Source organism: Trebonia sp. (genome assembly GCF_030042015.1).
Lineage (GTDB): Bacteria > Actinomycetota > Actinomycetes > Streptosporangiales > Streptosporangiaceae > Trebonia.
Window position 1 is genome coordinate 1 of sequence record NZ_JASIAL010000447.1, and the last position, 18131, is coordinate 18131.

General features: G+C 72.3%; 16 protein-coding genes. 8 read left to right on the top strand and 8 right to left on the bottom strand.

What is annotated here, in order from left to right; genetic code table 11:
- Window positions 1–59: 59 nt before the first annotated feature.
- Window positions 60–1391 carry a glutamine synthetase family protein gene (locus Q1N79_RS24040; RefSeq protein ID WP_300612686.1) on the bottom strand — a complete coding sequence of 444 codons (1332 nt, stop codon included), beginning with the start codon at window positions 1389–1391 and terminating at the stop codon, window positions 60–62.
- A gap of 24 nt (window positions 1392–1415) precedes the next feature.
- Between Q1N79_RS24040 and istB the strand changes: the two genes are divergently transcribed.
- Together istB and Q1N79_RS24050 are read left to right on the top strand one after the other, a co-directional pair.
- Window positions 1416–2417 carry an IS21-like element helper ATPase IstB gene (istB, locus tag Q1N79_RS24045; RefSeq protein ID WP_300612688.1) on the top strand — a complete coding sequence of 334 codons (1002 nt, stop codon included), beginning with the start codon at window positions 1416–1418 and terminating at the stop codon, window positions 2415–2417.
- 60 nt (window positions 2418–2477) lie between these two features.
- On the top strand, window positions 2478–3080 hold the full coding sequence (locus Q1N79_RS24050; protein WP_300612690.1) for a DUF1707 domain-containing protein: 603 nt from the start codon (window positions 2478–2480) through the stop codon (window positions 3078–3080).
- A 7-nt stretch (window positions 3081–3087) separates the two neighbouring features.
- On the opposite strand, the gene glpX is transcribed toward Q1N79_RS24050, so the two are convergent.
- The 5 genes from glpX to Q1N79_RS24075 form a co-directional block, all read right to left on the bottom strand.
- A complete protein-coding gene (glpX, locus tag Q1N79_RS24055; protein ID WP_300612692.1) occupies window positions 3088–4134 on the bottom strand; it encodes a class II fructose-bisphosphatase in 1047 nt (348 codons plus the stop codon).
- 27 nt (window positions 4135–4161) lie between these two features.
- Entirely contained in the window at window positions 4162–4797 is a 636-nt protein-coding gene (locus Q1N79_RS24060) for a DsbA family oxidoreductase (protein WP_300612694.1), read from the bottom strand.
- 59 nt (window positions 4798–4856) lie between these two features.
- On the bottom strand, window positions 4857–5102 hold the full coding sequence (locus tag Q1N79_RS24065) for an exodeoxyribonuclease VII small subunit (RefSeq protein ID WP_300612696.1): 246 nt from the start codon (window positions 5100–5102) through the stop codon (window positions 4857–4859).
- 10 nt (window positions 5103–5112) lie between these two features.
- Window positions 5113–6336, bottom strand: a complete 1224-nt coding sequence (gene xseA / locus Q1N79_RS24070) for an exodeoxyribonuclease VII large subunit (RefSeq protein WP_300612698.1) — start codon at window positions 6334–6336, stop codon at window positions 5113–5115.
- A 66-nt stretch (window positions 6337–6402) separates the two neighbouring features.
- Window positions 6403–6918: a hypothetical protein gene (locus tag Q1N79_RS24075; RefSeq protein WP_300612700.1), complete on the bottom strand. Its 516-nt coding sequence runs from the start codon at window positions 6916–6918 to the stop codon at window positions 6403–6405.
- 203 nt (window positions 6919–7121) lie between these two features.
- On the opposite strand from Q1N79_RS24075, the gene Q1N79_RS24080 reads away from it, so the two are divergent.
- Window positions 7122–8063 (top strand): 4-hydroxy-3-methylbut-2-enyl diphosphate reductase, encoded by a 942-nt coding sequence (locus Q1N79_RS24080; protein ID WP_300612702.1) that lies wholly within the window; start codon window positions 7122–7124, stop codon window positions 8061–8063.
- On the opposite strand, the gene Q1N79_RS24085 is transcribed toward Q1N79_RS24080, so the two are convergent.
- On the bottom strand, window positions 8017–9228 hold the full coding sequence (locus tag Q1N79_RS24085; protein WP_300612704.1) for a DNA recombination protein RmuC: 1212 nt from the start codon (window positions 9226–9228) through the stop codon (window positions 8017–8019). The two genes, Q1N79_RS24080 and Q1N79_RS24085, sit on opposite strands and share 47 nt — an antisense overlap.
- 71 nt (window positions 9229–9299) lie before the next feature.
- On the opposite strand from Q1N79_RS24085, the gene Q1N79_RS24090 reads away from it, so the two are divergent.
- The 3 genes from Q1N79_RS24090 (at window position 9300) to Q1N79_RS24100 (ending at window position 13023) form a co-directional block, all read left to right on the top strand.
- Window positions 9300–11021, top strand: a complete 1722-nt coding sequence (locus Q1N79_RS24090) for an ABC transporter permease (RefSeq protein WP_300612706.1) — start codon at window positions 9300–9302, stop codon at window positions 11019–11021.
- Window positions 11022–11131: 110 nt separating this feature from the next.
- Window positions 11132–12046: a hypothetical protein gene (locus Q1N79_RS24095; RefSeq protein ID WP_300612708.1), complete on the top strand. Its 915-nt coding sequence runs from the start codon at window positions 11132–11134 to the stop codon at window positions 12044–12046.
- Window positions 12047–12144: 98 nt separating this feature from the next.
- The gene (locus Q1N79_RS24100) at window positions 12145–13023 is read left to right on the top strand and encodes a hypothetical protein (protein WP_300612710.1); all 879 of its coding nucleotides are present in this window, start codon (window positions 12145–12147) and stop codon (window positions 13021–13023) included.
- A gap of 25 nt (window positions 13024–13048) precedes the next feature.
- Here the strand turns inward: Q1N79_RS24100 and Q1N79_RS24105 are convergent, their stop codons facing one another.
- Complete coding sequence (locus Q1N79_RS24105; RefSeq protein ID WP_300612712.1) at window positions 13049–14485, bottom strand: aminotransferase class V-fold PLP-dependent enzyme; 1437 nt, start codon at window positions 14483–14485, stop codon at window positions 13049–13051.
- A 141-nt stretch (window positions 14486–14626) separates the two neighbouring features.
- Between Q1N79_RS24105 and Q1N79_RS24110 the strand changes: the two genes are divergently transcribed.
- On the top strand, window positions 14627–16231 hold the full coding sequence (locus Q1N79_RS24110; RefSeq protein ID WP_300612714.1) for a thiamine pyrophosphate-binding protein: 1605 nt from the start codon (window positions 14627–14629) through the stop codon (window positions 16229–16231).
- A 28-nt stretch (window positions 16232–16259) separates the two neighbouring features.
- The gene (gene ychF / locus Q1N79_RS24115; protein WP_300612715.1) at window positions 16260–17351 is read left to right on the top strand and encodes a redox-regulated ATPase YchF; all 1092 of its coding nucleotides are present in this window, start codon (window positions 16260–16262) and stop codon (window positions 17349–17351) included.
- The last annotated feature ends 780 nt before the right edge of the window (window positions 17352–18131 follow it).

Consider the following 18131-nt stretch of genomic DNA (forward strand, 5'->3'; position numbering starts at 1 on the left):
GCCGTTAAGGCGCGGCCGGGGGGTTCCGGGGGGTCGCCCCCCCGGGCCAGCCAACCCCCCTAGAACCTCATCCAGTGCTGGTAGCACTCGTAGCCGACGTCATGCCGGGCGAAGTGCGCCGCCTCCGAGCGCTTGACCGCGAGGTAGGCCGCCGAACGCAGCGGGCCGAGCGCCGACATCAGCAGCGAGTCCGCCGCCAGGGCGTCCAGCGCCTCCGGCAGCGAAGCGGGCAGCCGTGCCACGGCAAGCCGGGACCGTTCGGAAGAAGAAAGGGTGGCGGGATCGGCCAGGAGCGGCTGACCTGGATCGAGCCTGCGGCGGATCCCGTCAAGGCCCGCGTGGATGAACCCGCCGAGGGCGAGGTAGGGGTTGCCGCTTGAGTCGCACGGCTTGAGCTCGAGGTTGACCGAGCCGGTCGCGCCGATGGGCGAGCAGATGCGCACCGCGGCCTCCCGGTTGTCGGGGCCGTAGCACGTGTAAGCGCCGGACCACGTCGACGGCGCGAGCCGCCGGTAGCTGTTCACGCTCCCGCAGGTCAGCGCGACGAGGGCGGGCAGGTGCGCGAGCACGCCGCCCACGAAGTGGTGGCCGAGCCTGGACAGCCCGAACTGGCCGGACGGGTCCGCGAAGGCGTTACCCCCGTGCGACCACAGCGAGGCGTGCAGGTGGGCGCCGTTGCCCGCCTGGTCCGGCAGCGGCTTGGGCGCGAAGCTCGCCCACAGCCCGTGCCTGATCGCGACCGCACGCACGGTCTCGCGCAGCAGGACATGGTTGTCCGCGGCGCGCAGCGCCGTCGCGTGCCCGATGGGTATTTCCTGCTGGCCGTGGCCAAGCTCGGGGTAATAGTGCTCGACCTCTAGACCTTGTTTGTTCAGCGCGCCGACGAGGTCGATCGTATAGTCGTGCGCTAGGTGAAAACCGGTAGCAGAGTAGCACAGGCTTTCGTCGATTGGCACGAAATCCGCACGGTCGCGGCGGCCGAGCGAGAACTCTGGCTCGAACGCCGCCTGCAGCTCGTACCCGTCGGCGCCCAGCTCGGCGATCGCCTGCCTGAGGAAGGTGCGCGCGCACCCGTCCCACGGCGTGCCGTCCGGGTTTACCTGGTCCGCGAGCATAGCGGCGGCACCGAACGCGTATGGCAACGTGACGAAAGTGTTAGGGTCCGGCTTGATCCGCACCTCGCCGACCGGCCCCATGCCGTCGACGGGCGCCAGTTCGTCCATCATCGACATCGCCATCATCGCCCGGGTGTGGCCGATGCCGCTGTCGATCCGCTCGGCGAGCCGCGCCGTCGCCGCCGCCTTGCCGCGGACGATCCCGCCGTGGTCGGCGTACAGGAATCGCACCAGCGAGACGTTCTCCTCGCGGGCTCGCCGCAGGATGTCGGTCATAGCGCGAAGAGTATCTTTCTGACCATGCCACCACGGTCCGGGGCGCGTGATCTGCGCGCGTCTGACTCAGACCGCGACCGGGTAGTCGCCATGCTGGCCGCCGCGCTCGCCGACGGCCGCCTCACTCCCGATGAGCATTCCGAACGAACCGAGGCGGCTCTTTCAGCCCGCACCCTGGGCGAGCTCGCGGGGCTGACCGCCGACCTGGCCCCGGCTGCCGAGCAGCCGGTCCATCTGGACGACAAAGTGGTCGCGGCGCTGGCGCGCACCGAGGAACGGCAGCCGGGCAGCCCGGTGGCCTCGATCGAGGAAGCGACCCGCATCCTGAACCTGCCCGCGGTCCGCGACCGATACGAGGAAGCCGCCGCCTACGCCCTGCGCGAGCGGTTCACCTACAAGGAGTTCCTCGCCGCCGTGCTCGGCGAGGAAGTCGCGCGGCGCAGGCGGCACCTGGTCCGGCAGGCGCACTTCCCCCGCGCCAAGCGGATCGAGGACTTCGACTTCGCCGCCAACCCCAACGTCTCGCCCGGGCAGGTCGCCGCCCTGTGCCATCCTGCCTGGGTGACCGCCGGGCAGCCGCTGTGCCTGATCGGCGGCTCCGGCACCGGCAAGTCGCATCTGCTCATCGGCATCGGCACCGCGATCGCCGAGGCAGGCCTGAAGGTCCGCTACACGACCACCGCGAACCTGGTCAACGAGCTCGCCGAGGCCGTCGATGACAGGCAGCTGAGCAAGGTGCTGGCCCGCTACGGCCGCTGCAACCTGCTCTGCCTGGACGAGTTCGGCTACCTCGAGCTCGACGCCGCGGGCGTCCGGCTGCTGTTCCAGGTCTTCACCGACCGCGAGGAACGCCGCTCGATCGCCGTCGCGTCGAACGCCACGTTCTCCGAGTGGAACCGGTTCTTCACCGACCCCAGGCTCTGCGCCGCGATCGTCGAAAGGCTCACCTACGGCGCCCAGATCATCGAGACCGGCAGCGAGTCCTACCGGCTCGTCCAGGCCGCCCGCGCGCGCCCCGAGCAGTAGCCGCGGGTCGGCGGCCCGCCGCAGGACGTCGGTCATGGGCAAAAAGGGTATGTTCTGACCATGCCACCACGGCCCGCGCCACGCGATCTGCGCGCGTCCGACTCAGATCGCGACCGGGTGATTGCCATGCTGGCCGCCGCGCTCGGCGACGGCCGCCTTACCCAGGACGAGCATTCCGAACGCATGGCGGCGGCTCTTTCCGCCCGCACGCTCGGCGAGCTCGCTGGGCTGACCTCCGACCTGGCCCCGCCCGCGCAGCAGCCGGTCCGGCTGGACGACGGGAAGGTCGTGGCGGCGGTGTTCAGCACCGAGGAGCGGCACGGCCGCTGGGTGGTCCCGCCGGTCATGACGTGCTCGGCCGTGTGCGGTGAGGCCGTGCTCGACCTGCGCGAGGCGATGCTGCAGGACCGGCACGTCGTGCTCAACGTGTACGCGTTCTTCGGCCGGGTGCGGCTGATCGTGCCGGCGGGCGTCGAGGTCGCGATGAACGGGACCGAAGTGATCGGCCGCCAGCGGGGCGCGACGGTGAAGTGGGTGCCGTCCTCCGCGGACGTTCCCGTGGTCGAGGTCCGCGGGCTGCTGGTCATGAGCGAGGTGCTTGTGCGCACGCCGCCGCGACCGCGCCGCTGGCTGCCGCGGCGGCGGCGAGCCTCGCTACCGTAACGCGGCGTCAGTCGTACTTGATCGAGCTGTACGCGCTCAGCTTCCACAGGGCGTGCTCGCTCCTGATGGACCTGATCGTGCCGGAACGGGACCGCATCACCAGCGAGTGCGTGGTGGCCCCGCCGCGCTTGTAGCGGACCCCGGCCAGCAGCTCGCCGTCGGTGATCCCGGTGGCCGCGAAGAACACGTCGTCGGAGGAGACCAGGTCGTCGGTGGTGAGCACCCGGTCCAGGTCGTGCCCGGCGTCGAGGGCACGGCGGCGCTCGGCGTCGTCGCGGGGGGCGAGCTTGCCGAGGATCACCCCGCCGAGGCACTTCAGCGCGCTGGCCGCGATGACCCCTTCCGGGGTCCCGCCGATGCCGAGCATGAGGTCGATCCCGGTGTCGGCGCGCGCCGCCATGATCGCGCCGGCCACGTCCCCGTCGGTGATCAGGTGAATCCGCGCGCCGCTCGCGCGGACCGCCGCGATCAGGTCCGCGTGCCGCGGCCGGTCCAGGATGACCACGGTGACGTCGTTCGCCGAGATGCCCTTGGCCTTGGCCACCGCGGCGACGTTGGCGGCGGGGGGCGCGTTGATGTCGACCACGCCGGCCGCCTCCGGGCCGGTGGCCAGCTTGCTCATGTAGAAGACCGCGGACGGGTCGTACATCGAGCCGCGCTCGGCGACCGCGAGCACCGAGATCGCGTTCGGCATCCCGTTGGCGCACAACCTGGTGCCGTCGATCGGGTCGACGGCGACGTCGCAGGCCGGGCCGGTGCCGTCGCCGACCTCCTCGCCGTTGAACAGCATCGGGGCGTTGTCCTTCTCGCCTTCGCCGATGACCACGACACCGCGCATCGACACGGAGTTGATGAGCCTGCGCATCGCGTTCACGGCGGCCGCGTCCGCCCCGATCTTGTCCCCGCGCCCTACCCAGCGTGCGGCCGCCATCGCGGCCGCCTCAGTGACCCGGGCGAGTTCAAGCGCCAGGTTCCGGCTGGGCGCGTGCCGTCCCGGCTCAGGCGTCCCCGGTATGCCCGCATCGCGGGAGGTATCGATCTGCTCGTCCGTCATGGTGAATGTTCTACCCCGCTCGCGGCGTTAGCCGCGGCGGGGCCGGGCCTGGTTCAGGGCGCTGGCGAAAGTCTCGGGCGACTGCGCCCCGGACACCGCGAGCGCCATGTCGAAGACGAAGAACGGGACCCCGCCGATGCCGAGCTCGCGGGCCATCCGTTCGTCCTGCCGCACCGCGTCGGCGTACGCGTCACCGTCGAGGATCTCGCCGACCTTGCCGTAGTCGAGTCCCGCGTCCGCCGCCACCTCGGCGAGCACATCCCGGTCGAAGACCTGCAGCGCCTGCGCGAAGTAGGCCTCGTTGACCGCGGCGACGAGCTCGCGCTGCACGCCGCTCTCGCGGCCGAGGTGGAGCACGCGGTGGATGTCGAACGTGTTGCCGATGGGCCTGTCGGAGTCGAAACCGAGCCCCTCGGCCCGGGCCAGCGCGGCGACGCGCGCGTCGGCGGCGAGCGCCTCCTCTTCGGCCATGCCGTATTTCCTGCTCAGCATCCTCACGACGGTGTCCCGCTGGCCCTTGGGGTAGTCGGGATCCAGCTCGAACGAGCGGTACACGACCTCGACCTCGTCGCGATGCCCGAAGGCGCGCAGCGCCTTCTCGAACCGCGCCTTGCCGACATAGCACCACGGGCAGACGACGTCGCTCCAGATATCCACGCGCATGCCTACAGCCTAGATGCCGCGTCGAGCGGCCACGCGCGGGCGAGCGGCGGGCGAGCGGCTCAGAACGGGGCGCCTGCGGCGCCAGGGTCGGGCCCGGCGTCGTCGGGTTCGCGGGCCGCGATCGCGGTGGTCAGCCTGGCCCGGGCCCCGTCCAGCCATTCGGCGCAGATCGCGGCCAGCTTCTCGCCGCGCTCCCACAGGTCGAGTGACTGCTCGAGGGACAGCCCGCCCGCCTCGAGCCGCTTCACCACACCGGCGAGCTCGTCACGTGCCTGCTCGTAGGAGAGTGATTCACGATCTGTCACGAAATAGATCCTACTCGTGGTCGCCGTCGCCGGTGGCGACAGCGCGAACGGCGAGCTGGTCTTCCGCGAACCGTACGGTGAGCAGCTCGCCGGGGGACACCTGCGCGACCGCGCGGACCACGGCCGAGTCAGCGCGCTGCACGATCGCGTAGCCGCGCCGCAGCGTCGCGGCGGGCGAGAGCGCGAGCAGCCTGGCGCGCGTGTGGGCGATGTCGTCGCTGGCCCGCGCGAGGCTGCCGTCCAGCGACTGGCGGGCGCGCCTGGCGAGGGCGTCGACCTGCTCGGCCTGGCGCTCGATCTCGCGTACCGGGTCGGCAAGCGCCGGGCGCGACCTGACGGCGTCTAGCCAGGCTCGCTCGCGGTCCAGCCAGCCGAGCACCGAGCGGCGGGCCCGGTCGCGCAGCTGGGTGACCAGCGCGAACTCCTCCGTGACGTCGGGAACGACCCGTTTGGCCGCGTCGGTCGGCGTGGATGCCCGCAGGTCAGCCACGTAGTCGAGGAGCGGCGTGTCCTGCTCGTGCCCGATCGCGCTCACCACGGGAGTCCGGCAGGCCGCCACCGCCCTGATCAGGTCCTCGTCGGAGAACGGCAGCAGGTCCTCCACGGAGCCGCCGCCCCTGGCGATGATGATCACGTCCACGTCCGGGTCCTCGTCCAGCCGCCGCAGCGCGGCGATGACGTCCCCGGCCGCGTACGGGCCCTGCACCGCGGTCTGCTCGATCCTGAACTTGACGGCCGGCCAGCGGTGCTCGGCGTTGCGGACGACGTCGCGCTCGGCCGCGGACTCGCGCCCGCAGATCAGGCCGATCACGCCGGGCAGGAACGGCAGGGCGCGCTTGCGCTGGGGGTCGAACAGGCCCTCGGCGGCGAGCGCGCGGCGCAGCCTGTCCAGCCGCGCCAGCAGCTCGCCGACCCCCACGGCGCGGATCTCGAGTCCGGTCAGCGCGAACGAGCCGCGCGTCGCGTTGAACTCGGGCTTGGCGAACACGACCACCCGGGCGCCCGTCACGGGCGCGGGGCTGGCCGCCTCGAACACCTGCCGCGTGCAGATGACCTGGACGGAGACGGCCGCGACCGGATCCCGGAGGGTGAGGAACACGGCGGCGCCGCGCTTGCTGCACTCGGCGATCTGTCCCTCGACCCAGACCCGGCCCAGGCGTCCGATCCAGCCGCCGACGAGCTGAAGCACCGTCCGCACCGGGACCGGGGACTCGGCGGACGTCTCTAGGGCCATGCCACCATCCCACCACGGTCGGCGGACCGCGCGGCGCAGCCGCCGCGCGACTCGCCGGGGCGCGTGCTACTCCTCGGCGAGCTTGGCGATGCGGCGCTCGAACATGGTGATCACGTCCGCGCGGCCCGCGTGCCCCTTCTCGTACTCGATGAGCTGGCCGAGCTCGGCAGGCGTGAGGTTCCGGAGCCTGGCGCGCAGCGAGGCGACCGACAGGCTGTCGTAGTTCGGAACCGGCGGCTCGCCGGCCGCCGCCGCAGCCTCCGTCGGCAGCACCTTGACGTGCCCGCCCACCGCGGTCTCGGGAACGGCGGTCTCTGGGACCGCGGTCTCGGGAACCGCGGTCTCTGGGACCGCGGTCTCGGGAACGGCCGTCTCAGGCGCCGCCGTCTCCGGGGCGGCCGACTGCGGGGCGGCGGCCTCGGGGACGGCCGTTTCAGGAGCGACGGTGTCCGCGGGGGCCGCGGCGGACTTGTTCCGGAACTTGTCCGTGATGGACAGCAGCTGGCCGATTCCCGCGAACATGGCCCGCAGCGTATTCGCTGGGGCATCCTTGACGCGCTCGTTGACCTGCGGGACTCGCATAATCACACTCTCCTCGGAGGACGGGTACCACCAGTGTGCCGCAGCAGGGCCCCGTCCGTTGTGCCTTAGTTAAGGAGGTATCTTGGCGGTTTCCCGCCAGACACGCAAATGTGAAGCTGGCTGACACACGGCGTTATGCACGACCACCGATATAAAGCGGTCGTCTGGCCGGCGGACCGGGTCTCTCGCCTACCATGGGAGGCATGTCCGAGACCCACCGCCGGGTCCTGCTGGCGAAGCCACGAGGCTACTGCGCAGGGGTCGACCGAGCCGTGCAAGCTGTGGAGATCGCGCTTGACCGGTTCGGCGCGCCAGTTTACGTGCGCAAGCAGATCGTACACAACACTCATGTGGTCAACGAATTGGAGAAGCGGGGCGCGGTCTTCGTCGAGGAGACCGACGAGGTGCCCGAGGGCGGCGTCGTGGTGTTCTCCGCGCACGGCATCGCGCCTGAGGTGCGCCTGGCTGCGCAGCAGCGCGGGCTGCGCGCGATCGACGCCACCTGCCCGCTCGTCACCAAGGTGCACAACGAGGCGCGGCGCTTCGCGGCCGGTGACTACGACATCCTGCTGATCGGCCACGACGGCCACGAGGAGGTTGTCGGCACGACCGGCGAGGCCCCGGCGCGGGTCCGCCTGGTCGACGGGACCGACGGCGCGGCCACGGTCGAGGTGCGCGATCCGGCCAAGGTGGTGTGGCTGTCCCAGACGACCCTGTCGGTGGACGAGACCACCCAGACGGTCGCCGCGCTGCGGGAGCGTTTCCCGCAGCTGGTCGACCCGCCGAGCGACGACATCTGCTACGCGACCCAGAACCGGCAGGCCGCGGTCAAGGTGATCGCCCGCGAGGCGGACGTCGTGCTCGTCGTCGGCTCGCCGAACTCGTCCAACTCGGTCCGCCTCGTCGAGGTGGCCAAGGACGCGGGGGCGGGCGCCGCCTACCTCGTGGACGACGCGGGCGAGGTCGAAGACCGCTGGCTTGCGGGGGCCGGCACGGTCGGCGTCACCAGCGGGGCCTCGGTTCCCGAGGAGCTGGTCAGCGGCGTGCTCGCCAAGCTGGACAGGCTCGGGTTCAGCGACGTGGAGGAGGTCGAAGCCGTCACCGAGCGGATGTCGTTCCAGCTCCCGCGCGAGCTTCGCAAATAGCCTCAACGCCGGCGTCAACACCGGCGTCAGGGCCGGCCTCAAGGCCGGGCCGGGCGGCGAGCAGTTCCGGCGCGGACAGCGGTCGCGCCGTGTCCACGACGGCCGCGGGCCCTGGCAGCTCGGCCTCCACGATGCCGAGCTCGGCAAGCCGCCTGGCGCTGACGAGCACCCGGCTTTCCAGCGACCCGACGGCGGCGTTGTAGGCGCCGACCGCGTCGGTCAGCGACTTGCCGAGCCGCTCCACGTGCCGCCCCAGCCCGGACAGCCGCTCGTGCAGCTGACGCCCGAGGTCGAACACTGCCCGCGCGTTGTCGGAAAGCGCCTGCTGCTGCCACGCGTACTGCGCCGTGCGAAGCGTCGACACCAGCGTGGTCGGCGTGGCGATGTGCACCCGGCGCGAGATCGCGTGCTCAAGCAGGCCGGGATCGCGCTCGAGGGCCGGCGCGAGGAACGCCTCGCCGGGGATGAACAAGATCACGAATTCCGGGGTTTCCCGCAGCGCGTTCCAGTACGCCCTGGCGCCGAGCTGGTCGACGTGGGCGCGCAGCTGCCGCGCGTGCGCGTTCAGCCGGTCCTCGCGCACCTGGTCGTCGGCCGCCTCGGCGGCTTCCAGGTAGGCGGCGAGCGAGACCTTGGAGTCGACGACGATGTTCTTGCCCCCGGCCAGCCGCACCACCATGTCCGGCCGCTGGCCGGAGTCGAGGACGACCTGCTCGTCGAAGTCACACCGGTCCGCCATCCCGGCCAGCTCGACGACCCGGCGCAGCTGCAGCTCGCCCCACCGCCCGCGCGCCTCCGGCCGGCGCAGCGCGCTGACCAGCGCCCTGGTCTGCTCGCGCAGCTGCTCGGCACCGCGCCGGGTGAACTCGACCTGCGCGGCGAGCTCGGCGTGCGAGCGCGTGCGCGCCAGGTCGGACTCGCGCAGCTGCTGCTCGACGCGGGCCAGCGTCTCGCGCATCGGCCCGACCAGCTGCTCGACGTCGAAACGCTGCGCGAGCTGGCCGTCGGCGAGCGCGGTCTTCTCGCGCGCGGTCCGCTCGACCAGCGCGACGGCCTCTTCGGCGGCGCGGGCGCGCGCCTCCGCGGCGGCAAGGCGGCTGCGCGGCAGCAGGTATCCGATTACCGTGCCGATGGCGAGGCCGGCCAGCAGGGCGACGACGATCATGAGTCCAGTATTGGCACAGCCGCGCCCACCCGGCCCGGCGACACGCGCGGCGGGCGGCGACAATGGTTGTCGTGCGGCCGGCTGGTTTGCGCCAACAGGGAAGCAGGGCGATCGAGGTACGCGCGATCGGGCAGCGATCCCGGTCCGGAGACCTGATTCTGCGTGACGTTTCGCTAGCTGTCGACCACGGCGAACTGATCGCGATCATCGGCACAAGCGGGCCGGCCAACACGACGCTGCTCGACGCGATGTCGGGGCTGCGCCCCCCGTGGAGCGGCTCGGTGCTCAGGGCCCCCGGACGCGTCGGGTATGTCCCGCGGGGCGACGCGATCCACGCCTCGCTGCCGCTCGCCCGGACGCTGCGGTACACGGCCTCGCTGCGGGAGGTCGCCGCGGGGGACGCCGCCGTCGACGACGTGCTGCGCGTGCTCGACCTGTCCGGCCGTGCCGTGCGGCCGGCCGGCGACCTGTCCCGCGGCGAGCGCAAACAGGCGTCGATAGCGGCCGAGCTGCTGGTCAGGCCCGGGCTGTTCTTCCTCGACGAGCCGACGTCCGGGCTGGACCCGGCGCGCGCCGCGGAACTGATGCGGGTGCTGCGGCGCCTGTGCGACAACGGGGCGACCGTGGTGCTCACCACCCACAACCCGCTGGACGCCGACCGCTGCGACAAGATCGCGGTGCTGGCCAACGGGGGTCACCTCGCCTTCTTCGGCACCCCGGCGGCCGCCCGCGACTACTTCGGCGCGGACAGTCTTGACGAGATCTACGAGCGGCTGGCCGGGCTGGGCGATCCGGCTAAGGCATGGTCCCGCCGCTTCTTTCCCTTTTCCCGAACGCACAATGGCGTCTCCCCAGCCCCCGTCGTCCCGCGCCAGCCCGGTCCGGACGTCCGGCTCCCCGACTCCGCCGGGCCGCTTCCCGCGGCCGGGGCCCCGGCCCCGGCCCCGGCCCCGGTGCTGCGCACGCTGTGGCAGTGGTCGGTGCTCACCAGGCGCAACGCCGACATCCTCAGCCGCACCAGGCGGACGCTGGCCATCCTGGGCGGAGCGCCCGCCGCGGTGCTGCTGGTCTTCCTCGTGCTGTTCCGGCCGGGGGCGTTCGACGCCGCACACCCCAGCCCAGAGGCGAGCGTGCTGATCGTGTTCTGGGTGGCGTTCGGCGCTTTCTTCACCGGCCTGGCCTACGGGCTGCCGCAGATCTGCGCCGAACTCGGGGTGCTCCGCAGGGAGCGCTTCGCCGGCCTCGGCGCGGGCGCCTACGTGCTGGCCAAGGCCGCGGTGCTGGTTCCCCTGCTCGCGGTGGCCGACGCGGCCCTCCTCGTGGTGCTGCGCGCGCTCGGCCGGCTGCCCGCCGCCGGCGACTACCCGGCGGCGTTCGTCACCCTGCTGCTGTCCTCGGCGGCCGCGCTCGGGCTCGGCCTGCTGATCTCGGCGGCCGTCTCACGGCCGTCGCAGGCCACGATCGCGATGCCGCTCGCCTGCGTCCCGCTGGTGCTGCTCGCCGGCGCGATCCTGCCGGTGCCCGCGATGGCCCCGGTCGGCCGCTGGGTCAGCTACGCGACGGCGGACCGCTGGGCGTTCGAGGCGCTCGGGCACAGCCTGGGCGTCCGGCAGCTGCTTGCGGGCGGCAGGTCGCCGCTTGGCGTGCCGCTGCTCGCCTCCTACGGCACGACGTTCGACCGCGCGGTGGCCGTCGACTGGCTGGTCCTGGCCTGCTTCACCGCAGCGTTCTTCGCCGCGACCATCGCGCTCGTGATCCGCAAGACTTCGCGTCCGCCTCACCCGGCACGCTGACCCCCCGGTTCCCCGGCCCGTTCGCGGTCGGCGCCTGCAAACGGCCGGCGCCCGCTAACGGCCGGAACCGCGGTGCCGGGACGTGGCGTCCAAGCGGCATGAGACGGTTCGTGTCCGCAGGCCTGTTCGCGTCGTGCGCTGCCATCGTTGTCACCGGCTGCGGGACGCAGGTTGCCTCTGTCCAGACACTTTCGGCCCCGAAGGCGCCGGCGTCACCGGCCAAGGCGCCATCGCCCGCGGCCCTTTCCCCCCGCCAGCGCGCCGAGGCCGACGCGGCGGCGATCCGCGCGTCGTTCGTGCCACCGCCGGGCGCGCGTCGCCTGCCCGCCGCCCCAGACGCCGCCGGCGGCGCGCTCAGGCAGCCCGTGCAGCTGCCTGACACGCCGAACCTGGTGGACGACACGTCCTGGTGGCTGGCACCAGGCCAGCCGGAGGCGGTGCTGGCCTGGGAGCGGGCGCACCTGCCGCGGCGCTTCGCCAGCGCGGGCTCGGGCACGAGCTACGCGGGCGGCGCGGCGGCGGAATGGTGGGATGAGTTCTCGCTGCCCGCGGTCCCGGCCGTGCTGAACTCGCGGGAGCTCATCGTTCAGGTGGTCAGCGCCGGCCAGGGGCAGACCGCGATCAGGGTCGACGCCCAGGTGATCTGGCTGCCGGCCAAGCCGGCCGCGGAACGGGTGCCGGCCGGCGCGAAGTTGCTGATGCTGCGCGACCTGCCCGGCCTGGCGGGCGGCAAGCCGCCCGCTCCCGTCACGGTCACGAACAACGCGAAGGTGGCGAAGATCGCCTCACTCGCCGACGGGCTGCCCGTGTTCCCGCCTGGTGTCTACAGCTGCCCCGCGGACAACGGCCAGGGGCTCATGCTGACGTTCAGCGGCGCCGGCGACCGGACCCTCGCCGTGCTTGTGGCCGATTCGACGGGGTGCGGCACGGTCTCGTTCACGGTCGGCGGGAAGTCGCTGCCCGCCTTGTGGGACGGGGCGTCGTTCGTCCAGCAGGTGCTCGCGGTCGCGGGCCTGCACTGGTAGCTAGCCGGATTCAGCCAGCTGGGATAGGACAAAGTCAGCGCGCCCGGACCTGCCAGCACATCAAGGCCCGTGACTGACTGGGAGCGACCATGAAACGATTGCCCGGCGCAATACTGGCCACGTCCTGCGCTGCGATCGCCGTCAGCGCCTGCGGGACGCAGGCCGCCACCGTGCAGCCGGGGTCATCAGCACCGGCGGCCGTCTCCCCCCGGCAGCGGGCCGCGGCCGACGCGGCGGCAATCCTCGCGTCGTTCGTGCCCCCGGCGGGCGCGCGCCGGCTGACCGCCGCACCCGGTGCCGGCGGGGGCGCGCTCAGCCAGCCGATCCAGGTGCCCGGAGGGAACCTGGTCGATGACGTGTCCTGGTGGCTGGCACCAGGGCCGCCGGAGGCTGTGCTGGCCTGGGAGCAGGCGCACCTGCCAGGGCGCTTCGCCAGCGCTGGCTCGGCCGAGGCGGGCGGGCGCGACGGGCTCTACGAATGGTCGCACGAGTTCTCGCTGCCCCCTGTCCCGGCTGTGCTCGACTCGCGCGAGCTCGTCGTCCAGGTGGTCAGCGCGGGTGCGAACCAGACCGCGATCAGGGTCGATTCGCAGGTGACGTGGCTGCCGGCCAAGCCGGCCGGCGAACGGGTGCCGGCCGGGACGGTCTCGGTGACGATCAGCGAGGTCACCGGGGCGGGCAGCAAGCCGCCCGCCCCGGTGACCGTCACGAACAAAGCCACGTTGCGGAAGATCGTGTCGCTCGCCGACGCGCTGCCGGTGTTCCCGCCGGGTATACACAGTTGCCCGCCGAGCGGCGGCCTGCTGCTTGAACTGGCATTCCGCGACGCCGGCGGCCGGGTGCTCGCCGTGGTGGACGCCAATCAAGGGGGGTGCGGCACGGTCTCCTTCACGGTCGGCGGCACGTCGACGCTCACGTTGTGGCACGGGGCGAGCTTCGTGCCGCAGGTGCTCAAGGTCGCTGGCCTGCACTGGTAGCACCGGGCAGCCGGAGCCAGCCGGGTTAGCAGCCCGGGCGGGGGGCCAGGCCCGTCAGGTCGGGCTCGTGGTCGCGGTAGGTGCGCTCGGCGAAGTCGAGGAACGCCGACACGTCGGACCGGGTCGAGGCGAGACCGAGTGACACCCGGACCGCGCCGCCCGACGGCATGCCGACCGCGTCAAGGAAGCCGTCCATCGTCGGCCAGCGCCGCGGGAACCGCTGCCCGCCCAGCGCGGCCGCCCGCCACGGGGCGCGCAACGCCGCCCTGGTCAGCCCGAATGCCCACTCCGTCGCCCCCGGGTTGCAGAAGCAGCCGGTGCGCAGCGAGATGCCCGCCGCGCCCGCGTCCCGCGCCACCGCCCGCTCGTCGACCACCCGGCCGGATGGGTCGAGGAAGTTCAGCGCCACGGTCCCGCCCCTGGCGTGCCCGGTCGCCGGGCCGTAGAGCCGCACCAGCGGCGCGCCGTTGCCGTGCGTGAGCCCGGCCAGCCCGTCGAGCAGCCAGCGTGTCAGGTAACCGACCCGCTCGTGGATCAGGTCGATGCCGATGCCGCTGATCCAGTCCAGGCCGGCCGTCACGTCGGGGATCGCGAGGAAGTTCACCGTGCCGTCTTCGAACGCGCCCTCGTCCTGCAGCAGCCGGTGCCAGCCGCCCTGGGCGCTGGCCGCCCAGACCGTGCCGCCGGAGAACCACGGGCGGCGCAGCCGGGCCAGCGCGTCGCGCCTTGCCAGCAGGCAGCCGACCCCGGTCGGGAAGCCGAACATCTTGTACCAGCTCATCGTCACGAACTCCGGCCGGACCGCGCCGAGGTCGAGCCGGTTGGTGGGGACGAACGCCGCCGCGTCGAGCAGGACGTCGTAGCCCGCCGCCTGGGCGCGCCCGACCAGGCTCAGCGGGTGCTGCACGCCGCTGAAATTGCTCTGCGCCGGATAGGCGAACAGCCCGCGCCCGCGCCCGAGCGCCGCGCGCAGGCCGGCCTCGTCGACCCGCAACTCGGGGGTGGTCAGGCCGACGTACGTCACCCGCGCGCCGCGCGCCCTGGCGAACTCCCTGATCCCGTTGACCGAGTTGTGGTTGTCGACGGTGAGCACGAACCGGTCCAGCCGGCGGAACCGGTAGGCCTCGCCGACCAGCCGGCAGGCACCGGTCGCATTCGGGGTGAAGATGACGGCGTAGTCCTGCGCGGTGGTGTTGAAGTAGCGCAGGATAGCCGCCCGCGCCAGCTCGACCAGCAGGGTGGACGCGCTCGAGGTCGGGTTCGCCGAGTGCGGGTTCCCGTAGCAGCCGGCGCGCAGCCGGTTCGCGTGCCCGCTGAGCTGGGACCGCGCGGCGAGCCCGGCGCCGGTGTAGTCCAGGTAGACGTGGCCGCCCTCGTCCAGGTACGCGTACTCGGACGCGCGCAGCTCATCAAGCAGGGAGGTGGCCGCGTACTGCGGGTACGCGGCGTGGAAGTCGCTCATGGCATGGCCCCGATCACGTCCGCTTCGGCTACCGCGAATTCGACCAGGCACCGGTTAAGCACCGCTTTTGCGCTTGTTAACTATCGTGGACGCGGCGGCGCAACCGCTCCCCGCTGACCGGCCGCCGGAGGGAAAGGTCCCATGGATACCGAACGAACAGTGGCTGCTGTCCTGGCCGGCTATCTGCGCCAGGCGGGGGTGACGCACGTGTTCGGGTACCCGGGGGAGTCCGTCGTCGACTTCATGGAGGCGACCCGCGACCAGGGCCCTGCCACGGTCGCCGCTGTCCGCGAGGGCAGCGCCGCGTTCATGGCCGAGGGCGCGGCCATGTGCACAGGGCAGCTCGGCGTGTGCCTGTCCACGCTCGGCCCGGGCTCGACCGCACTGCTCAACGGCGTCGCGAGCGCCATGCTTGACCGGGTCCCGCTGCTGGCGATCTCCGGCCAGGTGGACAGCGCCCGCGAGCAGTACTGGACGCACCAGCTCGTCGACCAGGGCCGGCTGTTCGCCCCGGTCACCAAGCTCACCGCCCGGCTCGAACCGCGGTCGGCCGACACCGTGATCCGCCGGGCCCTGCGCACCGCCACGGCCGAACGGCCGGGGGCCGTGCACCTGACAGTCACCGCGGATTCGTTCGGAATGACCGTGCCGGAAAGCGGGATCGGCGGGAAAGTCCCGCCGCTCGCCCCGGCCGCCGGCACCCTCGACTGCTACGGCGAGGACCCGGTGCGGCGGCTCCGCGCCGCGCGGCGGCCGGTGCTGCTCGCCGGGGGCGGTGCGGTGCGCTGCGGCGCGACCGCGGCGCTGACGCGGCTGGCCGAGCGGGCCGGCCTGCCCGTGGTGGCGGGCGCGATGGCCAAGGGCGTGATCAGCGAGAACCACCCGTACTTCGCGGGCGTGCTCGACATGGCCGGGTACCGGGTGATCTGGGACCTGCTCGCCAGCGCGGACCTGATCGTCGCCGCGGGCTTCGACCCCGTCGAGCTGATCACCCCGTGGCAGGTCGCCACCCCGGTGCTGCACGTGGACACCACGCCGAACACCGACCAGATCTACCCCGCCGCCACCGAGCTCGTCGGGAACGTGGCCGCCGCGCTCGCCTGGATCGACGCGAACTGGACCGGCGCGCCGCGGTGGACCGCGCACGAGGTGGCCGCGCACCGCGGCGCGCTGCGGGACGCCTGGCACGCCGGCTACGCGTCCGGTCGGCTGAACCCCTCCGAGGTCGTCACGACCGTGCGCGAGGCCGCGCCGGCCGGCACGATCGCGGCCGCCGACGTGGGGTCGCACAAGATCATGGCCGGCCAGGCCTGGGTGGCGCGGGCGCCCCGCGAGACGCTGATCACCAACGGGCTGTCGGCGATGGGGTTCGGGCTGCCCGCGGCGATCGCGGCGGGCGTGACCAGGCCGGGCGCGCCGGTCGTCTGCCTGACCGGCGACGGCGGGTTCGCGATGACCGCGCCCGAGCTGTCGGTGGCGTCCCGGCTCGGCCTTGGCCTCGTGGTCGTCGTGTTCTCCGACGGCACCCTGAACCGGATCGAGCTGCACCAGCAGTCGCTTGGCTACCCGCTGACCGCGACCAGCGTCGACCGCACCGACATCCCCGCGCTGGCGGAGTCGCTTGGCTGCGACGGCGTGCGGGTGGACAGCGTGGCCGGGCTGGAGAAGGCCCTCGATTTCCGGCGCACGCGGCCGCTCGTCATCGAGGCGCGGATCGACACCGCGCAGTACGCCGCGCAGTTCTGATCCCGGCCCGCCGCTAAACTCACCCTCTGTGAGTTTGTCCATCGGCATCGTCGGCCTGCCCAACGTCGGCAAGTCCACCCTGTTCAACGCGCTGACCCGGGCCGGGGCGCTGGCCGCGAACTACCCGTTCGCCACGATCGAGCCCAACGTCGGCGTCGTCGGCGTCCCCGATGACAGGCTCGCCGCGCTCGCCGGGCTGTACCACAGCGCGCGCATCGTGCCCGCCTCCGTGCGGTTCACCGACATCGCCGGCCTGGTCCGCGGCGCGTCGCAGGGCCAGGGCCTCGGCAACCAGTTCCTCGGCCACATCCGCGAGACGGACGCGATCTGCCAGGTCGTCCGCGTCTTCGCCGACCCCGACGTGGCCCGGGTGGAGGGCTCGGCCGACCCGGAAGGCGACATCGAGACGGTCGTGACCGAGCTCATGCTCGCGGACCTGCAGACTCTCGACAAGGCGCTGCCCCGCCTGGTCAAAGAGTCAAAATTCAATAAGGATCCGGAACGGGCCGAGGTGACCGCCGCGGCCACCGCGGCTGTGGACGTGCTGAACAACGGCACGACGCTGTTCGCCGGCGCGGCGGCCGCCGGGATCGCGCTGCGGGCGCTGCGTGAGCTGCACCTGCTGACCGCCAAGCCGTTCGTTTACGTGTTCAACATGGACGTCGCGGACCTGGCGGACGAGGGGCTGCGCAAGCAGCTCGCCTCGCTCGTCGCGCCCGCCGAGGCGATCTTCCTCGACGCGAAGACCGAAGCCGACCTGACCGAGCTGCCGCAGGACGAGGCCGCCGAGCTGCTCGCCGAGGCCGGGCTGGGCGAGCCTGGGCTGGCCCAGCTCGCGTCCGCGGGGTTCCGCGCGCTCGGGCTGCAGACGTTCCTGACCGCCGGGCCGAAGGAGACCCGCGCCTGGGAGATCCCGATCGGCGCGACCGCCCCCGAGGCCGCCGGGGTGATCCACACCGACTTCCAGCGCGGCTTCATCAAGGCCGAAATCGTCTCCTTCGACGACCTGATGGCCGCGGGCTCCATCGTCGCCGCCCGCGCCGCCGGCAAGGTCCGCATCGAGGGCAAGGACTACGTCATGCGAGACGGCGACGTGGTGGAGTTCCGCTTCAACGTGTAGTCAGCCGCGTTCGCGCGGGTCATGGCTCACACTCCCCCCGCGGTCCGCACAGGGTCCGCATGGGTCCGCAATCCGGAGCGTTTCCGCCATTATCGCGCTGCTGTTCCATCCGCCGGGCGCCGTCGCGCATGATCGCGTTGACGCTCCGCACCTGGTGGCCGAATCCCCGGCTCTGGCGCGGATAGCCGATCACGCCCGTACCGGATGCCCGGTTAGCACATGCCGTTCCCGGTCCGCGGTGATCCTCGCGGTATGTTCGGGGTTTGTGCTGGCATGACGACGCGAACCCGGAACATATCGCGGCGGCGGCCGGCCGGGATCGCCGGCCCGGGTGCCGCCGGGCATGGCATGGCGCCGGGGCGTGACGGGGCGGCCCCGGCCGCGGCCGGCGCGCCACATGAACCAGAATTAACGACCAGGATCATCGGGTAGCTGGCGGCGCAGTTCGGCGGCTCAGGCCTGGGTGGCGGCGAGTATGGCGGCGCGTCACTGCTGAGCAGGGCAGCGATGAGGTTGCCGGCGGCTGCATGGCTTACCTGATCGCGGATGGCAGCGCGGACGTGGCCGGGGTGGGGTTGTGCGGGCAGAGGTAGTTAGGACCCAGAACCGAATTCTCCACGGTTCGAGGGGAAGCCCCGCCAAATTTGAAGATCGATATTGCCGTCGGGCGCATGCCCGTCCGACTATTGATCTGGCTTCCCCGGGCCAGAGGGCCACTTTCGGCCTGCCCGAAGGACACAAATGAGGCCTCAAAGATTTACTCTTGCTATCGCAAGTATC